The sequence below is a fragment of the Prauserella marina genome (assembly GCF_002240355.1).
Lineage (GTDB): Bacteria > Actinomycetota > Actinomycetes > Mycobacteriales > Pseudonocardiaceae > Prauserella_A > Prauserella_A marina.
Genome location: NZ_CP016353.1, coordinates 1,757,794 through 1,773,624 on the forward strand (window position 1 = coordinate 1,757,794; position 15,831 = coordinate 1,773,624).

Annotated in this window: 15 protein-coding genes; 8 read left to right on the forward strand and 7 right to left on the reverse strand. The window is 69.3% G+C overall.

Annotation, left to right across the window (positions count from 1 at the left end; all coding sequences use genetic code 11):
- Positions 1-64: 64 nt before the first annotated feature.
- From nadA to nadC, 3 genes are all read left to right on the forward strand, one after another.
- Positions 65-1,072 (forward strand): quinolinate synthase NadA, encoded by a 1,008-nt coding sequence (nadA, locus tag BAY61_RS08085; protein WP_091800570.1) that lies wholly within the window; start codon positions 65-67, stop codon positions 1,070-1,072.
- Complete coding sequence (locus tag BAY61_RS08090) at positions 1,069-2,706, forward strand: L-aspartate oxidase (protein ID WP_091800573.1); 1,638 nt, start codon at positions 1,069-1,071, stop codon at positions 2,704-2,706. The genes nadA and BAY61_RS08090 overlap by 4 nt, the downstream gene beginning before the upstream one ends.
- A 91-nt stretch (positions 2,707-2,797) precedes the next feature.
- On the forward strand, positions 2,798-3,649 hold the full coding sequence (nadC, locus tag BAY61_RS08095; RefSeq protein ID WP_091800928.1) for a carboxylating nicotinate-nucleotide diphosphorylase: 852 nt from the start codon (positions 2,798-2,800) through the stop codon (positions 3,647-3,649).
- Between the two features lie 11 nt (positions 3,650-3,660).
- On the opposite strand, the gene BAY61_RS08100 is transcribed toward nadC, so the two are convergent.
- The gene (locus tag BAY61_RS08100; protein WP_091800576.1) at positions 3,661-4,476 is read right to left on the reverse strand and encodes a carbon-nitrogen hydrolase family protein; all 816 of its coding nucleotides are present in this window, start codon (positions 4,474-4,476) and stop codon (positions 3,661-3,663) included.
- Between the two features lie 94 nt (positions 4,477-4,570).
- Here BAY61_RS08100 and hisD point away from each other — a divergent pair, with 94 nt between their 5' ends.
- From hisD to BAY61_RS32795, 4 genes are read left to right on the forward strand one after another with little or no spacing between them, the layout of a single operon-like run.
- Entirely contained in the window at positions 4,571-5,896 is a 1,326-nt protein-coding gene (gene hisD, locus BAY61_RS08105; protein WP_091800579.1) for a histidinol dehydrogenase, read from the forward strand.
- The gene (locus tag BAY61_RS08110) at positions 5,893-6,999 is read left to right on the forward strand and encodes a histidinol-phosphate transaminase (RefSeq protein ID WP_091800582.1); all 1,107 of its coding nucleotides are present in this window, start codon (positions 5,893-5,895) and stop codon (positions 6,997-6,999) included. The genes hisD and BAY61_RS08110 overlap by 4 nt, the downstream gene beginning before the upstream one ends.
- Entirely contained in the window at positions 6,996-7,595 is a 600-nt protein-coding gene (gene hisB, locus BAY61_RS08115) for an imidazoleglycerol-phosphate dehydratase HisB (protein ID WP_091800585.1), read from the forward strand. The genes BAY61_RS08110 and hisB overlap by 4 nt, the downstream gene beginning before the upstream one ends.
- Entirely contained in the window at positions 7,596-7,751 is a 156-nt protein-coding gene (locus BAY61_RS32795) for a hypothetical protein (RefSeq protein ID WP_170140063.1), read from the forward strand.
- 412 nt (positions 7,752-8,163) lie between these two features.
- On the opposite strand, the gene BAY61_RS08120 is transcribed toward BAY61_RS32795, so the two are convergent.
- Complete coding sequence (locus BAY61_RS08120; protein ID WP_091800588.1) at positions 8,164-10,341, reverse strand: MMPL family transporter; 2,178 nt, start codon at positions 10,339-10,341, stop codon at positions 8,164-8,166.
- 210 nt (positions 10,342-10,551) lie between these two features.
- Between BAY61_RS08120 and BAY61_RS08125 the strand changes: the two genes are divergently transcribed.
- Positions 10,552-11,142: a TetR/AcrR family transcriptional regulator gene (locus BAY61_RS08125; protein ID WP_091800590.1), complete on the forward strand. Its 591-nt coding sequence runs from the start codon at positions 10,552-10,554 to the stop codon at positions 11,140-11,142.
- On the opposite strand, the gene BAY61_RS08130 is transcribed toward BAY61_RS08125, so the two are convergent.
- The 5 genes from BAY61_RS08130 to BAY61_RS08150 all read right to left on the reverse strand — a co-directional run bounded on the left by BAY61_RS08130 (position 11,126) and on the right by BAY61_RS08150 (position 15,830).
- Positions 11,126-11,683, reverse strand: coding sequence for an RNA 2'-phosphotransferase (locus BAY61_RS08130; protein ID WP_091800593.1), 558 nt, complete (start codon positions 11,681-11,683; stop codon positions 11,126-11,128). The genes BAY61_RS08125 and BAY61_RS08130 overlap by 17 nt on opposite strands.
- Before the next feature lie 51 nt (positions 11,684-11,734).
- Positions 11,735-12,196 (reverse strand): redox-sensitive transcriptional activator SoxR, encoded by a 462-nt coding sequence (soxR, locus tag BAY61_RS08135; protein WP_091800596.1) that lies wholly within the window; start codon positions 12,194-12,196, stop codon positions 11,735-11,737.
- 348 nt (positions 12,197-12,544) lie between these two features.
- Positions 12,545-13,354 (reverse strand): sugar phosphate isomerase/epimerase family protein, encoded by an 810-nt coding sequence (locus BAY61_RS08140; RefSeq protein WP_091800599.1) that lies wholly within the window; start codon positions 13,352-13,354, stop codon positions 12,545-12,547.
- A complete protein-coding gene (locus BAY61_RS08145) occupies positions 13,354-14,508 on the reverse strand; it encodes a dihydrodipicolinate synthase family protein (protein WP_091800602.1) in 1,155 nt (384 codons plus the stop codon). The genes BAY61_RS08140 and BAY61_RS08145 overlap by 1 nt, the downstream gene beginning before the upstream one ends.
- A 155-nt stretch (positions 14,509-14,663) precedes the next feature.
- Positions 14,664-15,830: a mandelate racemase/muconate lactonizing enzyme family protein gene (locus BAY61_RS08150; RefSeq protein ID WP_091800605.1), complete on the reverse strand. Its 1,167-nt coding sequence runs from the start codon at positions 15,828-15,830 to the stop codon at positions 14,664-14,666.
- Position 15,831 lies beyond the last annotated feature (1 nt).

Sequence of the window (15,831 nt, forward strand, 5' to 3'; positions counted from 1 at the left end):
GTGGTGCTGTTAATATGAGACCGCACGGTTTTCGATTATAAGGCGAAAACTCTGGAGGCTCAATATGACTGTGCAAGCCGATGCGCTCGTTCCCTACGGCGGAGTCGACGCCGACGCGGCTTGGGCCGACGAGGTTCGCCGGCTCGCCGAGCGGCGCGACGCCGTGGTGCTCGCGCACAACTACCAGCTGCCCGAAATTCAGGAGATCGCCCACCACACGGGCGATTCGCTCGCGCTGAGCAGGATCGCGGCCGAGAGTGAGGCCTCGACCATCGTCTTCTGCGGCGTGCACTTCATGGCCGAGACCGCGAAGATCCTCTCTCCTGACAAGACGGTGCTGATTCCCGACGCGCGCGCGGGCTGCTCGCTCGCCGACTCCATCACGGGTGCGCAGTTGCGGGAGTGGAAGGCGCAGCATCCCGGCGCGGTCGTGGTGTCCTATGTGAACACCACGGCGGAGGTGAAGGCGGAAACCGACATCTGCTGCACCTCGTCGAACGCGGTCGACGTCGTCGCCTCGATACCGGAGGACAGGGACGTGCTGTTCTGTCCGGACCAGTTCCTCGGCGCGCACGTCAAGCGGGAGACCGGAAGGCAGAACCTGCACATCTGGGCAGGAGAATGCCATGTGCACGCCGGGATCAACGGTCCCGAACTGGCCGAGCGCGCTTCGGCCAGCCCCGAGGCCGACCTGTTCATCCACCCCGAGTGTGGATGCGCGACCTCGGCGCTCTACCTCGCGGGCGAGGGCGCCGTCGCGCCGGAGCGGGTGAAGATCCTTTCCACGGGGGACATGCTGCACGCGGCGAAGGAGACGAAGGCGGCCTCCGTGCTGGTCGCCACCGAGGTCGGCATGTTGCACCAGCTTCGCAAGGCCGCTCCGGACATCGACTTTCGTGCCGTGAACGACAGGGCTTCCTGCCGGTACATGAAGATGATCACCCCGGCCGCGCTGCTGCGGTCCCTGCGCGAGGGTGCCGACGAGGTCGAGGTCGACGAGGAGACGGCGGCGCGGGCCCGTGCCTCGGTCCGCCGCATGATCGAGATCGGCAAGCCTGGCGGCGGGGAATGAGCCAACCGGTTAACGCCTCTGAAGCGAAAACCGGGTTCGGCTGGGAGGCCGACGCGGATCTGGTTGTGCTCGGCAGCGGCGTCGCCGGATTGACGGCGGCGCTGCGCGCGAAGGCGCTGGGGCTGCGGGTGCTCGTGGTGACAAAAGGGACGGTCGACGAGGGCAATACCCGGTGGGCGCAGGGTGGTGTCGCCGTCGTGCTCGAAGGCACGGGCGAGACGGACACCGTGGCCGCTCACGCGGCGGACACCGTGACGGCAGGAGCTGGGCTGTGCGCTACCGACGCCGTCACGGGCATCATCGGTGAGGGGGCCGGTGCGGTCTCCGCGTTGCGTCGGCTCGGTGCCAGGTTCGACGAGGGGCCATCGGGGCTGGCCAGGACGCGCGAGGGAGGCCACAGCGCGTTCAGGGTGATTCACGCCGGTGGCGACGCGACCGGAGCCGAGGTGGAGCGCGCGCTGGTCGCCGAAGCGGGGCTGCGCAGTGTCGCGGTGCTCGAACGGCACGTTGCCGTCGACGCGCTGCGTTCGGCCGACGGCGCGGTCGCCGGAGTGAGCGTGCTCGACCCCGATGGCGTCGCCGGAGTGCTGCGAGCGCCCGCTGTTCTGCTCGCGACCGGCGGGTTCGGTCAGCTCTACCACGCGACGTCGAACCCGGAGATCGCGACGGGCGACGGCGTCGCGCTGGCGTTGCGGGCCGGAGCGACGGTGGCCGACATCGAGTTCGTGCAGTTTCATCCCACGGTGCTGTTCACGCCGGGAGCGAGGGGGCGGTGCCCGCTGGTGACCGAGGCCGTGCGCGGCGAGGGCGCCGTGCTGGTCGACGCGACCGGCGCGCCGGTGATGCGGGGAGTGCATCCGCTGGCGGATCTCGCGCCGAGGGACGTGGTGTCGGCCGCGATCACACGGCATCTCGCTTCGGCCCCCGGCGGCGTCGACGATCACGTTTTCCTCGACGCGACGGGCATTTCCGGTTTCGCGACGAGGTTTCCCACGGTGCACGCCGCGTGCGCGGGCGCGGGGATCGATCCGGCGCGGGACGTCATTCCGGTTGCCCCGGCCGCGCATTTCGCGTGCGGCGGGGTGCTGACCGGTACCGATGGGCGCACGTCGGTACCGGGGTTGTACGCGGCCGGAGAGGTGGCGAGGACCGGGTTGCACGGCGCGAACCGGCTCGCGTCGAACAGCTTGCTCGAAGGGCTTGTCGTCGGAGGAAGGGCGGCCGAGGCCGTCGCCGAGGATCTGGCTTCCGGCTCGCTCCGGCGTCACGTGGGGGAGACGCCGGAGGAGCGGGTGGTTCCCGTCGCGGAAAGGGATGCCCTGCAACGGTTGATGAGCCGTTACGTGGCGATCGGCAGGGACGCGGACGGTCTCGCCGCCGCGGGTTCGGTGCTCGATCTTTCGGTCGTGGACCGTCCGTTGTGGACGCAGGAGGCGGTGGAGGGGGCCGCGCTGACGATGCTGGCGCAGGCGGTGGTCGCCTCGGCCGCGCGGCGGCAGGAGTCACGGGGCTGTCACGTGCGCACTGATTTCCCCGGTCGTGACGACGAGAATTGGCAGCGAAGCCAGTTGATCCGGTTGAGCCCGTCGGGCCAGCCGGTGCTGGCGGATCCGGGCATTCTGGAGGCCGCGTGAACGACAATGGCGGAGCCCCGTTCGCGTGGGCCGACCGGGTGCGGGTGTCCCGCAAGATACTGGAGGCCGCGTGAACGACGATGTTTTGGGCATGGCGGGGGTGCCTGCCGAGGTGCTTCGGCGGGTGGTGACGACCGCGCTCGCCGAGGATCTTGCCTACGGCCCCGACGCGACGACGGACGCGACGGTTCCCGCCGACGCGATGGCGACCGCGGCGGTGACTCCGCGTGCCGCCGGTGTGGTGTCGGGGATTCCGGCCGCGCTGGCCGTGTTCGACGAGGTTCTCGGCGATGGCTACGAGGTCGTGCGGTCCGGTCGCGATGGTTCGGTTCCGCGTGCGGGCGAGCCGGTGCTGGTGTTGCGTGGCCCCGTGCGGGGACTGTTGACGGCGGAGCGGACGGCGCTCAACCTGTTGTGCCATCTGTCAGGGATCGCGACGGCGACGGCGGCGTGGGTCGCCGCTGTCGAGGGGACGGGCGCGGCGATCCGGGATTCGCGCAAGACCTTGCCGGGACTGCGTTTGTTGCAGAAGTACGCGGTGCGCTGCGGTGGTGGGGTCAATCACCGGATGGGGCTTGGTGACGCGGTTCTGATCAAGGACAACCATGTCGTGGCCTCGGGTTCGGTGACGGAGGCGTTGCGGCTGGCGAGGGAGCACGCGGGCGACTTGCCGTGCGAGGTCGAGGTCGACGATCTCGACCAGTTCGCCGAGGCGCTGCGGGCCGGGGCCGACGAGATTCTGCTTGACAATTTCAGTCCGGCGGATTGCGCGAAGGCCGTGTCGCTGCGGGACGAGCTGTCGCCGGGCGCGAAGCTGGAATCCTCTGGCGGCCTGCGGCTTGAGAATGCGCGCGCCTACGCGGAGTCCGGTGTGGACTATCTCGCGGTCGGCGGGCTGACGCATTCCTCGCCCGCGCTCGATCTCGGGATGGACCTGAGCTGAGGTCGTTTGGACTACCGTCGGCCGGTCCGTCCCTCGTGGAGTGTCCGGTTCGCCAGCACGGCGGTCGCGGAGCGCGACTTCTCGGCTACGGAGGGCTCGATGTCGGCGAGGAGTAGTCCCGGCCCGGCGCCGAGCCGGGCGGCCACCACGCCGAACGGGTCGGCCACGAGGGAATGACCGATGCCGGTCGGGGCCTTCGGATTGACCTCGGTCCCGGTCGCGGCTGGATCGGCCTGCCCACAGGCGAGGATCCAGTTGCCCGAGTCGAGCGCGCGTGCCCTGACCAGCAGTTCCCACTGTTCGCGTTTGCCCTCGCCCGCGCCCCAGGACGCGGGCAGCGCCACGGCGCTCGTTCCCGCGTCGGCCAGCGACTGGAACAGCTCGGGGAAACGCACGTCGTAGCAGGTCGCGACGCCGAGCTTGACGTCGTCGACGGTGACCGTCACGAGCGAGGAGCCGCCCTCGACCGTGTCGGACTCCCGGAAGCCGAAGGCGTCGTAGAGGTGGATCTTGTCGTAGCCGGTGTGCTCGCCGAGGCCGGTGACCAGCAGAGTGTTGCGGACGCGCTCGCCTGCCGGGGTGAACATCCCGGCCACCACCAGCACGTCGTGCTCGTCGGCGATGGCGCCGACGGCACGGGCCCACGGTCCTTCGACGGGCTGGGCGAGCGGCCCGAGCGGGACCCCGAACCTGGCCATGGCGGCCTCGGGTAAGATCACGACCCTGGCGCCGCCGCGAGCCGCCTCCGCCACGCCCTCGCGGATGAGGGACAGGTTCCGCTCCGGATCGGTTGCCGAGGTGAGCTGGCACAGGGCGACGCGCAACACGGGGGCCTCCTTCGCCGACGGGCTTGCCCGGCAGTATGCCAGCGCGCGTGGCCCGTGAGCTGGGTGTGGATCGTCACCTCGTACCCTTGAAAGCATGCTGAACCGCACCGACCTGCGAGGTCGCGTCCCGACTCCAGCGCAGTTGCGCGCGACACTGCCGCGCGCCGAGGTCGACGTGGACGCGGCACTGCATCAGGTGCGCCCCGTCGTCGAGGCGGTCAAGGAGCGCGGCGTGGCTGCCGCGCTGGACTACGCGGAGCGGTTCGACAAGGTCAGGCCCGCGAGCGTGCGGGTTCCCTCCGCCGAACTGGCCGGTGCGCTCGACCGCCTCGACCCGGTGGTCAGGGCGGCCATCGAGGAGTCGATCAGCAGGGCGAGGACGGTACACGCCGACCAGCGCAGAACCGAGGTGACCACCGAGGTCGCCGAAGGCGGCACCGTCACCGAGCGCTGGGTTCCGGTCGGCAGGGTCGGCCTCTACGCCCCAGGCGGCCTCGCGGTGTACCCGTCCAGCGTCGTCATGAACGTGGTGCCCGCGCAGGAAGCCGGTGTCGAATCGCTCGTGGTGTGCTCGCCGCCGCAGGCCGAGTTCGGCGGTCTTCCGCACCCGACGATCCTCGCGGCGGCGAGGCTGCTCGGTGTCGACGAGGTGTGGGCGGTCGGCGGAGCGCAGGCCGTGGCGCTGCTCGCCTATGGCGGCACCGACACCGACGGCGCGCCCCTGGACCCCGTCGACATGGTGACCGGGCCGGGCAACATCTACCTGACCGCGGCCAAGCGCATGCTGCGCGGGCTGATCGGCATCGACTCGGAAGCAGGGCCGACGGAGATCGCGATCCTCGCCGACGAGACCGCCGACCCCGACCACGTCGCGGCCGACCTGATCAGCCAGGCCGAGCACGACACGCTCGCCGCGAGCGTGCTCGTGACGACCTCCGAGCCGCTGGCCGACGCGGTCGAGGAGCGACTGCGGCACCGGGTCGCCGCGACCAAGCACACCCAGCGGGTCACGGAGGCGTTGAGCGGACCGCAGTCCGGCGTCGTCCTGGTATCCACAGTGGACGATGGCCTGCGTGTCGTCGACGCGTACGCCGCCGAGCACCTTGAGATCCAGACGGCCGACGCTCGTGCCGTCGCCGCGCGGGTGTGCAACGCGGGCGCGGTGTTCGTCGGCCCCTACGCGCCCGTTTCGCTCGGCGACTACTGCGCCGGTTCCAATCACGTCCTGCCGACGGGCGGGTTCGCGCGGCACTCCTCCGGTCTGTCCGTGCAGACCTACCTGCGTGGCATCCACGTCATCGACTACAGCGCGGGCGCGCTGCGCGAGGTCGCCGACAAGGTCGTCGCGCTGGCCGAAGCCGAGGACCTTCCAGCACACGGCGAAGCCGTCACCGCACGTTTTCCGGAGGCACCAGCATGACCTCACCGACCGCGGGCGAGGTGACCATCGACCAGCTCCCGCTGAGGGAGGACCTGCGAGGTCGCAGCCCCTACGGCGCGCCCCAGATCGACGTCGCGGTCCGGCTCAACACCAACGAGAATCCCTACCCGCCGCCTGGGGAACTCGTCGACGACGTCACCGACGCCGTGCGTGCCGCGGCGGCCGAACTGCACCGCTACCCGGACCGGGACGCCGTCGCGCTGCGCGAGGACCTTGCCGCGTATCTGTCGGTGGCCACCCGTGTTCCGCTGACCGAGCGCAATGTGTGGGCTGCCAACGGTTCCAACGAGATTCTGCAACAGATTCTGCAGGCGTTCGGCGGGCCTGGCCGCAGTGCGCTCGGCTTCGAGCCGTCGTACTCGATGCACCCGATCATCGCGGCAGGCACCCGCACGGAGTGGCTGCCGGCGCCGAGGCGGGCCGACTTCTCGCTCGACACCGAGGTCGCGGCGAGCCTCGTCGCGGAGCGTTCTCCCGACGTGGTGTTCCTGACCAGCCCCAACAATCCGACCGGTGGGTCGATTCCGCTAGGCGAACTCGAACAGGTACTGCGCGCCGCGCCGGGACTCGTCGTGGTCGACGAGGCATACGCGGAGTTCTCCTCGCAGCCGAGCGCGGCCACGCTGCTCGACAGCTACCCCGCGAAGCTCATCGTGTCGCGCACGATGAGCAAGGCGTTCGCCTTCGCGGGCGGGCGGCTCGGATATCTCGCCGCCGCGCCCGCCGTCGTGGACGCGCTCCAGCTCGTGCGGCTGCCCTATCACCTTTCGGCGCTCACCCAGGCCGCCGCGAGGGCCGCCCTGCGGCATGCCGACGCGACGCTGGCCTCGGTCGCCAGGCTCGCGTCCGAAAGGGACCGGGTCGCCGAAGCCCTGACCGGACTGGGTTTCGCGCCGGTACCCAGTGACGCGAACTTCATCCTGTTCGGCAGGTTCGCCGACGCTCCGGCATCCTGGAAGTCCTATGTGGACCACGGCGTGCTGATCCGCGACGTCGGGATCGAAGGGCACCTGCGGGTCACCATCGGCACCCCCGGCGAGAACGACGCCTTCCTCACGGCAAGCAAGGAGGTCCCGCGATGAGTCGCGTGGGCAAGGTCGAACGCACGACCAAAGAGTCCTCGATCGTCGTCGAGGTCGACCTCGACGGGACCGGCAAGGCCGAGGTGTCGACCGGCGTGCCCTTCTACGATCACATGCTGAACTCCTTCGGCGTGCACGGTTCGCTCGACCTGCGGATCGCCGCCGAGGGTGACGTGCACATCGACGCGCACCACACCGTCGAGGACACGGCCATCGTGCTTGGTCAGGCGATTCGCCAGGCTCTGGGCGACAAGGCTGGCATCCGCCGCTTCGGCGACGCCTGGATCCCGATGGACGAGACGCTGGCGCACGCCGCCGTCGACGTGTCCGGAAGGCCGTACTGCGTGCACGTCGGTGAACCGGAGCGATTCGACACGTTCACCATCGGCGGCAACTACCCGTTCGTGCTCACCAGGCACGTTTTCGAGTCGCTTTCCTTCCACGCGCAGCTCGCACTGCACGTGCGGGTCGTGCACGGCCGCGATCCGCACCACATCGCGGAGGCGCAATACAAGGCCGTCGCGAGGGCACTGCGGGCGGCGACGGAACCCGATCCGAGGGTGGGCGGCGTGCCCTCCACCAAGGGAGTGCTGTAGATGGGCAACGCGTGGGTGGCCGTCCTGCTGCTGGCGGTGGCCGGATTCCTGGTCGGCGGTGTGTTCAGCACGTGGAAGAACTCGAAGGGACTAGCGGTGGCGCTCGGCGTGGCGGCAGGGCTGGCCATCGCGGGTGCCGTCCTCTGGCTCAGGTAGCGCGCCCGGTCTCCGCCCGGCCTCCGCCCGGCCCGGCGTGTCGCCCTCTGCCGGCGAGTCCCCCGTTCAGGCGAGCGAGATCCGCACTCAGGTCGCCGAGATCCGCGCCGAGGCACCGGACCCCGCAGCGAGACCGAGAATTCTCGCTGGTCAAGGCCGAAACGGTAGCAAAGCTCCCTCGCTGTCGACGACGTCCGCGCCGCCGATAGCGGGGGAGCTTTACTACCGTCGCCGGACCGCTGCCCTTGCGATCCGGCGACGGTAGCCCTGGTGGCCGGGACCGGCGACAATATCGATCCCGGCGACCACCTTCCCCGACCATTGGCGGCCACGCGGTGGGCACGTCCGCCCGGTAACCCCGTAACCGGTGCGGCCAGCCACCCCGCGGCCGCCAACGACCTACCTGGAACCGTCAGACGGGTTCCAGTTCGCGCGACTTGCCGTGCCCTTCGGGCGGGTTGCCCGCGCTGAGCTTCTCGCCTTCGACGTCGACGTTCGGCAGGATCCGGTCGAGCCACTTGGGCAGCCACCACGCGTGCTTGCCCAGCAGGGACATCACAGCGGGCACGATCGTCATCCGCACGACGAACGCGTCGACGGCGACACCGAATGCCAGCGCGAAACCGATCGACTGGATCAGCGTCTCCTCGGCGAGCACGAACCCGGCGAAGACGCTCGCCATGATCAGCGCCGCGGCGACGACGACCCGGGAACCGTGCCGGAAGCCGGTGATCATCGCCGTATTGGCTTCCGCGCCGTGCACGTACTCCTCGCGCATGCGGGTGACCAGGAAGACCTGATAGTCCATCGCCAGTCCGAAAAGGACACCGATGAGCAGGATCGGCAGCATGCTCATGATCGGGCCGGTCGCCTCGACTCCGAGCAGGTCACCGAGCCAGCCCCACTGGAACACCGCGACGACGGCACCGAAGGCGGCGATGACCGAGCCGAGGAACCCGAGCGTCGCCTTCAGCGGCACCACGAGCGACCTGAACACCAGCATCATGAGGATGAACGCGAGCCCGACGATCAGCGCGAGGTAGGGAAGCAGCGCGTCGGCCATCTTTTTCGACACGTCGATGTTCATCGCGGTCTGCCCGGTCACCGCGATGTCGGCGCCGGTCTGCTCCCTGAGCTGACCCGCTTCCGCGCGGATGTCGTTGACCAGGTCCTCCGTCGCCTGCGTGTCGGGCCCGCTTTGCGGGACCACGTTCAGCAGCGCGGTGTCGCCTTCGGCGTTGAACTGCGGCGGCATCACGGCGGCGACGTCGTCGAGCCCGCCGATGCGCTGCATCGCGGCCTGCACCGACTGCTCGGGGTTGTCGCCTGCCTCGATGACGACGGTCAGCGGCCCGTTGGTGCCGGGGCCGAACCCGGAGCTGATCAGGTCGTAGGCCTTGCGCTGGGTGGAGTCGGGAGCCGCGGTGTTGTCGGTCGGCAGGCCGAGCCGCATGCTCATCGCCGGGATCGCCACCACGAGCAGCGCCACGACGGAGCCGGTCAGCACGAGCACCCGGTGCCGTGAGATGAACCGGGCCCAGCGCTCTCCCGCCGTCGGGCCGGACTTGCTCGGTCCGCGCAGACCCGGGATCCGGCCACCGAGCACCTTGTTTCCGGCGAACCCGAGGACAGCGGGCAGCAGGCTGATCGCGATCAGCACGGCGATGGCGACGGTCGCGGAGGCGGCCAGCCCCATCTCGCCGAGCAGCGGCACGCCGACGACGGTGAGCCCGGCCAGCGCGATGATCACCGTGAGACCGGCGAACACGACGGCCGAGCCCGCGGTTCCGACTGCGTGGGCAGCCGCGTCCTCCGGTGTCTTCCCTGTTTCCAGTTCGTGCCGGTATCTGGACACGATGAACAGCGCGTAGTCGATGCCGACCGCGAGCCCGATCATCAGAGCGAGTACGGGAGTGTTGGCGTTGAGTTCGAAGAAGGAGGCGGTGACCATGATGCCGGCCATGCCGACACCGACGCCGATGAGCGCGGTGAGCAGCGGAAGCCCTGCCGCGATGAGCGAGCCGAACGTGATGATCAGAACCACGGCCGCGATGGCGACGCCGACACCTTCACTCGCGTTCGTCTCGAAGCCGCCTTGGATGGCGTCGCCGCCGAATTCGACCTCCAGTCCCGCGTCCCGTCCCGGCTCGGCCGCGGCGAGCAGGCCCTCCCTGTCGGCCTCGGACAGTTCGAACGCCTGCGTCGAGTAGCTCACCTGCGCGAGCGCGACCCTGCCGTCGGGGGAGACCGTCTGAGCCTGGAACGGATCGAGGACGTTGGTCACCTGCGGCGCCGAGCGAAGCTGCGAGACGACCTCGTCGACGGCGGCGCGGTCCAGTGTCTGGCCTTCCGGCGCCGCGATGGCCACGCGAGCCGTCGCTCCGCCGACGTTCGCCTCGGGGAACCGCGACTCCAGTTGCTCGATGGCCCGCTGTGATTCGGTACCGGGAATGGTGACCGAGTTCGTCATCTGACCGGAGAGCGTGAGTGCGCCGATGCCGAGCGCGAGTAGCAACACCACCCATAAGCCGGTCACCGACCGCTTGCGCTGGAAGGAGAACCGGCCGAGCCGGGAAAGGAAAATGGCCACGCCAGTGGGCTCCGTTTCTGGTGCGGTGCTGGGGTTGCGGGTGCCGGGGTCGGCTGAGCCGACACCGAGGCGACACGAAAGTCTTTCAAATACGCTAGCCGATCGGCAAGTGCCTTCCAAGCCGATCGGCTAGCGTGTGACTAGCCGAACAGCAAGGTGCGCACTAGCCGATCGACAGGTAGTGTCTGAACGTTGACGAGGAGGGCGCCCATGACTGCCGGCACCGTGGCCGATGGCACGAGATCGCGATTGCTCGCCACGGCACTCACGTTGTTCAGTGAGCACGGCGTCGAGGGAACGTCATTGCAGATGATCGCGGCCGAGCTCGGGGTCACCAAGGCCGCGGTGTACTACCACTTCAAGACCAAGGACGAGATCACCGAAGCCGTGGCGGCACCGGCGCTGCGCGAGCTGGACGCCGTGATCGACGAGGCGCTGGCTCAGCGGAGCAGGGGCGCGCAGATCGACCACGCGCTGGCCGGGTTCGCCGATCTCGTCGTTCAGCACCGCGCGCTTGTTGCCCTTTTCAACAGTGACCCCGGAATCATGAGGGCAATCGATCGTTCGCTCAGCGGCAACGAGAACCTGATGACCCGCCTGATGACGATCCTCGTGGGTCCCGAACCCGACTTCGCGGACCGGATCACCGTGCACGTCGTGCTCGTCGGTCTCGCGATGGCGGGTGGCGCGGTGGAGTACCGCGACATCGACGACGACACGTTGCGGGGACAGCTCATCGAGGTCGGCAGAAAACTGCTCGGCAGGCGCCGGAAGCGTGCCCCCGCTAACCAGAACTCGTAGGGATACTCAGGAATCTCGGCGGCACCTCACGCGCCAGCCACACCCCATTGGCGCTCAGCCGGAACTCGTGCCCCTCCCGTGTCATCGCGGCCGCGTCGACGGTCAGCACCACCGGCTCGCCACGCCGGGATCCCACTGTCCTCGCGGTGCCCACGGTCGCGGAGAGATGCACGTCGTGCCGCTTCATCGGGAGCAGACCGGATTCGCGGATGGTGGGAAGGAACGCGGCGACGGTGCCGTGATAGAGCAGCGCCGGTGGGACCCGGACGGGGAGATCGAGTTCGACGGCGACGCTGTGCCCCTGGTTCGCCCTGATCCTGGTACCCGTGTGGTCGAAGGCGAAGCGCCGCTTGTCGTTGGTGACCACCACCTCGTTCAGCTGTGCGCGGGTGAGGGCGATTCCTTTTCCGGCGAGCGCGGCCAGCAGGACGTCGACCTCGACCCAGCCGCCTTCGTCGAGTTGAATGCCGATGCGCTCGGGCGCATGGCGTAAGTACAGTGAGAGGCGCTTGGACAAGCGCACTCGGTGAATATCGTGCATATCGCGTCGTATTGGCGCACGGCCGAGACCGGGCGCGCAAGCGATTTCCGGTCAGATGCCGCCTTCCGCGGCAGGCTTGAGCAGGGGAGCGCCGGGGCCGAACCTGGCGAGCCGGTCGTCGACGTTGTGCAAACCGCAGGTACGCAGGGAAAGGCAGCCACACCCGACACAGCCGATCAACTGATCGCGCAGGCGCTGCAACGCGTCGATGCGCGCTTCGAGCTCTTCTCGCCAGTTGCGGGACAACCGGGCCCAGTCCGCCTTGGTCGGTGCGTGATCCTTCGGCAGCGTTTCCAGCGCCTCACCGATTTGTTCCAGGCTGAGCCCAACTCGCTGCGCCGCGCGGATGAACGCGATCCTGCGCAGCACGGAGCGCGAGTACCTGCGCTGATTGCCCGTCGAGCGTTCCGAGGTGATGAGGTTGCGGTCTTCGTAGAATCGGAGCGCCGTGTGCGGGACGCCGCTGCGTTCCGCGACCTGTCCGATACTCAGGTGGTCGGCAAGCTTGGTCACGCCGCAACAGTACCTTGACTTACACCATGGTCGAGGTTACGGCGTGCCGCCCCGTCACGGGCTGGTCGAGGTCTTTCCCGTGCGCCTCGTCCCGTTCCGGTGCTGCTGACCTGCATGACCCGCATCGCCACGAGGAAGACGCCTTCGCGTCTGCCGGGGCAGGGCGACCTCGCTGATGACAGGACACGGTTCACTGTCGATATCGTCACGCCACGCCTGTAACAACCGGTCGAGCGTGTCGTCGTGGGCCATGGTGGCCTCCCGGGGCAGAACGTAGCCATGTTACTACCCAGGGGCCAGGTTCGCTAAACCTTCATCGGCGGAATTCCCGGTGATGTCGCCGCTGCCTCAGGCGACGTGCTCCCGGTAGGAGGTCACGACGTCGGCGAGCACTTCGGCACCGGCTCGCTTCCACAGTTCGGCGTTGAACACCTCGACCTCGATCGGGCCGGTGTAGCCCGCCGCTTCCACGCAGGCCCGCAGCCCGCGGTGATCGATGGGGCCCTCGCCGGGCAGCGCCCTGCCCAGCAGCGTGTCGGTGAGCGGGACGAGTTGATCGCACACGTGGAAGCCGAGTATCCGGCCGTTCGCCCTCGCGATGGCGGCCTCGATGCGAGGATCCCACCACACGGCGAACTCGTCGACGACGACCCCGACCGAGTCGGCGGGGTGCTCCTCCGCGATGTCCATCGCTTGATCCACAGTGGACAGAACGGACCGGTCGACGCACTGCATCGGGTGCAGTGGTTCGAGGCCGAGCTTGACGCCGTGCTCCCTCGCGAAGGGCGCGAGCTCGCCGACCGCGTCGGCCACCCGCTGCCGCGACCCGGGCAGGTCGTTGCCCGCGACGCCGCCGACCACGAGCACCAGTACGTCCGTGCCGAGCTTGGCGGCTTCCTCGATGGCCTCCTTCGTCTGCGCGATGCCGTCCACAGTGGCTCCTTCCGGCGTGACACCGGTGAAGAAGCCGCCCCTGCACAGCGAGGAGACCTTGACGCCGTACTCCTTGAGTAGCGCGGCCGCCCTGTCGACACCGACCTCGGCGACCTTGTCCCTCCACAGCCCGATCCAGCCGACGCCCGCCTCGGCGCAGCCCGCGACGGCCTCGGGCAACGTCCAGTTCTTGGTGGTGATCTGGTTGAGGCTCAACCGGTCCATCAGGTCACTCCTGCCGTCGCGAGCAGCGGCCGCATCCTGGCCACCGCGAGATCGGGGTCGGTCAGCACGCCCGCTTCGTCGGCGAGGCGGAGCACGTCGGCGAGGTGGGTGATCGAGCGGGCCGATTCGAGGCCGCCGACCATCCGGAACGCGGGCTGATGGCCGTTGAGGTAGGCGAGGAACACGACGCCGACCTTGTAGTGCCGGGTCGGCGCGCGGAAGATCTCACGGGACAGCGCGACGGTCGGGTCGAGCAGTTCGCGAAAACCCGCCGTGTCGCCGGTGCCGAGAAGGGACAGCGCCGCTCCGGCAACGGGCGCGATGGGATCGAAGATGCCGAGCAATGCCTCGCTGTGTCCCCGCTCGTCGCCCTCGATCAGCTCGGGATAGTTGAAATCGTCGCCGGTGTAACACGCGACGCCCTCCGGCAGCGCGCGCCGGAAGCGGCGCTCGATGTCGGCGTCGAGCACGGAGACCTTCACCCCGGCGATGACCGAGGAGTGCGCGGCGCACAACGCGGCGAGTTCGTCGGCAGCCGCCGAGACGTCGGTGTGGCCCCAGTAGCCGGAAAGGGCGGGATCGAACTGCTCGCCGAGCCAGTGCAGCAGAACCGGGCCTTCCGTCACGGACAGCAGTTTGCCGTACGCGGCGTGGTAGTCGGCTGGTCCGTTTGCCGCCGCGGCGAGCGCCCTGCTGGCCATGATGACCGGAACGGCGCCCTCCTCGGCGACGAGGTCGAGTTGTTCCCTCCACGCGCCGACGATGTCGTCCACAGTGGATGGACCTGGCGGAAGCTGATCGGTGCCCACTCCGGCGCACCACCGGCCGCCACGCGCGCGAGCCTCCGCGCCGGTGCGCCTGATCAGTTCCTTTGTCGTCTCCCAGTCGAGGCCCATTCCGCGTTGTGCGGTGTCCATCGCCTCGGCGACGCCGAGCCCGCAGGACCACAGGTGGTGCCGGAAGGCGAGTGTCGTGTCCCAGTCGACGCGGACGGTGCTTGCGGGGTCCTCCGCGCTGAGCGGGTCGGCGACCACGTGCGCGGCCGCGTAGGCAACGCGGGGGTGCGTGCCCTCGCTCGGCGCCGGCGCGGTGCGCCCGGACGGCGACCACTCTCGCGGCGTCCCTTCCCGGCGGGGTAACAGCAACGCAGTCATGTCCCTCTCCCTGAAAGCGCTTGCAAGAAAGCGTTTTCAGCAACCCTAGGACATGGCCGGTCCTTCCGACAAGAGCGGGACCCGAACGCGTGCCGGGCGGAGAAACCGCCCACGGGCAGGCGGAACCGGCCCGCGAGGTTCACAACGCGATCCGCTCAGCAGGCGAGTACGTCGACGGCGAGGTCGCGAACGACGTCCTCGTCGACCTCGACCCCGAGCCCTGGGCCGGCCGGAACCTCGGCGACCCCGCCGGAGATCCGCACGGTTTCCCCTGTCGCGTAAGCGGACTCGACGAACTGCCGCCCGTTGAGGTCGACCGGGGTGTCGATGCCGAAAGCCGCGAAAAGATGCAGTGACGCGGCGAGGCCGAGGTCGGAATCGGTGAGCCCGGAGCCCATCAACCGGACCCCGCAGTCCTCGGCGAGCGCGCACAACCGCAGGGACAGCGTCAGTCCGCCACTGCGCTGCACCTTGGCGATCGCGACGTCGACGGCGTCGAGCTTGACGAAGGTCGCCAGATCGGTGGGGTGGCGCAGGCTTTCGTCGAGCGCGACCGGAACGGGGGAGTGCTCCCGCAGTCTGCGCAGCCCGGCGACATCGTTGGCAGGCAAGGGTTGCTCGAACGCGGTCACGCCGAGCGGGGCCAGTTCCCTCGCCATCCGCAGCGCGCCGTCGGCCGTGAACGCCTGGTTGGCGTCGACCCACAGCGGCGCGTCTGGCGCGGCGGCTCTCACCGCCCTCACGACCGCGAGATCCTCGCCGGGGGAGTGCAGGCCGATCTTGACCTTGAACGCCTCGTAGCCGAGCGCCCCGCCTTCGGCGACGTGCTCGGCGACCTCGCTCGCCGTCTGCCCCGACACCATCCAGCCGAGCGCGACGCGGTCGCTGCGCCGCCTGCCCCACAGCGTGCTCACCGGCACGCCCAGCGCCCTGCCGAGCAGGTCGTGCAGTGCCATGTCGACGGCGCCCTTCGCCAGCGGCGAGCCGATGGTGAAACCGCGGTTGATGGCCCGGTCGAACGCGGCGTTCACGCCGTCGAGATCCCAGCACGGCTTGCCGGTGACGGCGGGCGCGAGGTAGCGGTCGATGGTGGTGACGATCGACTCCGCCGTCTCGTAGGTCCACGCGGGGATCGGCGTTGCCTCACCCCATCCGCACACCCCGTCGGCACTGACCTTGACGAGTACCCTGATGCTCGGTGTGCCCGCGACCGCGACGGCTCCTCCGGACACCCCGAAGGACCGCAAGGTGGGCAGCGCGACCGCGAAGGTCTCGATCCGCTCGATCCGCAGCTCGCGCAGCGTCGAATCCACGAAAGCCATG

Bases quoted from the DNA above. Each gene is read 5' to 3' on its own strand.
- BAY61_RS08125 (WP_091800590.1), top strand. From the start codon at position 10,552: ATGACTGCCGGCACCGTGGCCGATGGCACGAGATCGCGATTGCTCGCC.
- hisD (WP_091800579.1), top strand. From the start codon at position 4,571: ATGCTGAACCGCACCGACCTGCGAGGTCGCGTCCCGACTCCAGCGCAG.
- nadA (WP_091800570.1), top strand. From the start codon at position 65: ATGACTGTGCAAGCCGATGCGCTCGTTCCCTACGGCGGAGTCGACGCC.
- BAY61_RS08090 (WP_091800573.1), top strand. From the start codon at position 1,069: ATGAGCCAACCGGTTAACGCCTCTGAAGCGAAAACCGGGTTCGGCTGG.
- BAY61_RS08140 (WP_091800599.1), bottom strand. From the start codon at position 13,354: ATGGACCGGTTGAGCCTCAACCAGATCACCACCAAGAACTGGACGTTG.
- BAY61_RS08110 (WP_091800582.1), top strand. From the start codon at position 5,893: ATGACCTCACCGACCGCGGGCGAGGTGACCATCGACCAGCTCCCGCTG.
- BAY61_RS08145 (WP_091800602.1), bottom strand. From the start codon at position 14,508: ATGACTGCGTTGCTGTTACCCCGCCGGGAAGGGACGCCGCGAGAGTGG.
- hisB (WP_091800585.1), top strand. From the start codon at position 6,996: ATGAGTCGCGTGGGCAAGGTCGAACGCACGACCAAAGAGTCCTCGATC.
- BAY61_RS08130 (WP_091800593.1), bottom strand. From the start codon at position 11,683: ATGCACGATATTCACCGAGTGCGCTTGTCCAAGCGCCTCTCACTGTAC.
- nadC (WP_091800928.1), top strand. From the start codon at position 2,798: ATGGCGGGGGTGCCTGCCGAGGTGCTTCGGCGGGTGGTGACGACCGCG.
- BAY61_RS32795 (WP_170140063.1), top strand. From the start codon at position 7,596: ATGGGCAACGCGTGGGTGGCCGTCCTGCTGCTGGCGGTGGCCGGATTC.
- BAY61_RS08150 (WP_091800605.1), bottom strand. From the start codon at position 15,830: ATGGCTTTCGTGGATTCGACGCTGCGCGAGCTGCGGATCGAGCGGATC.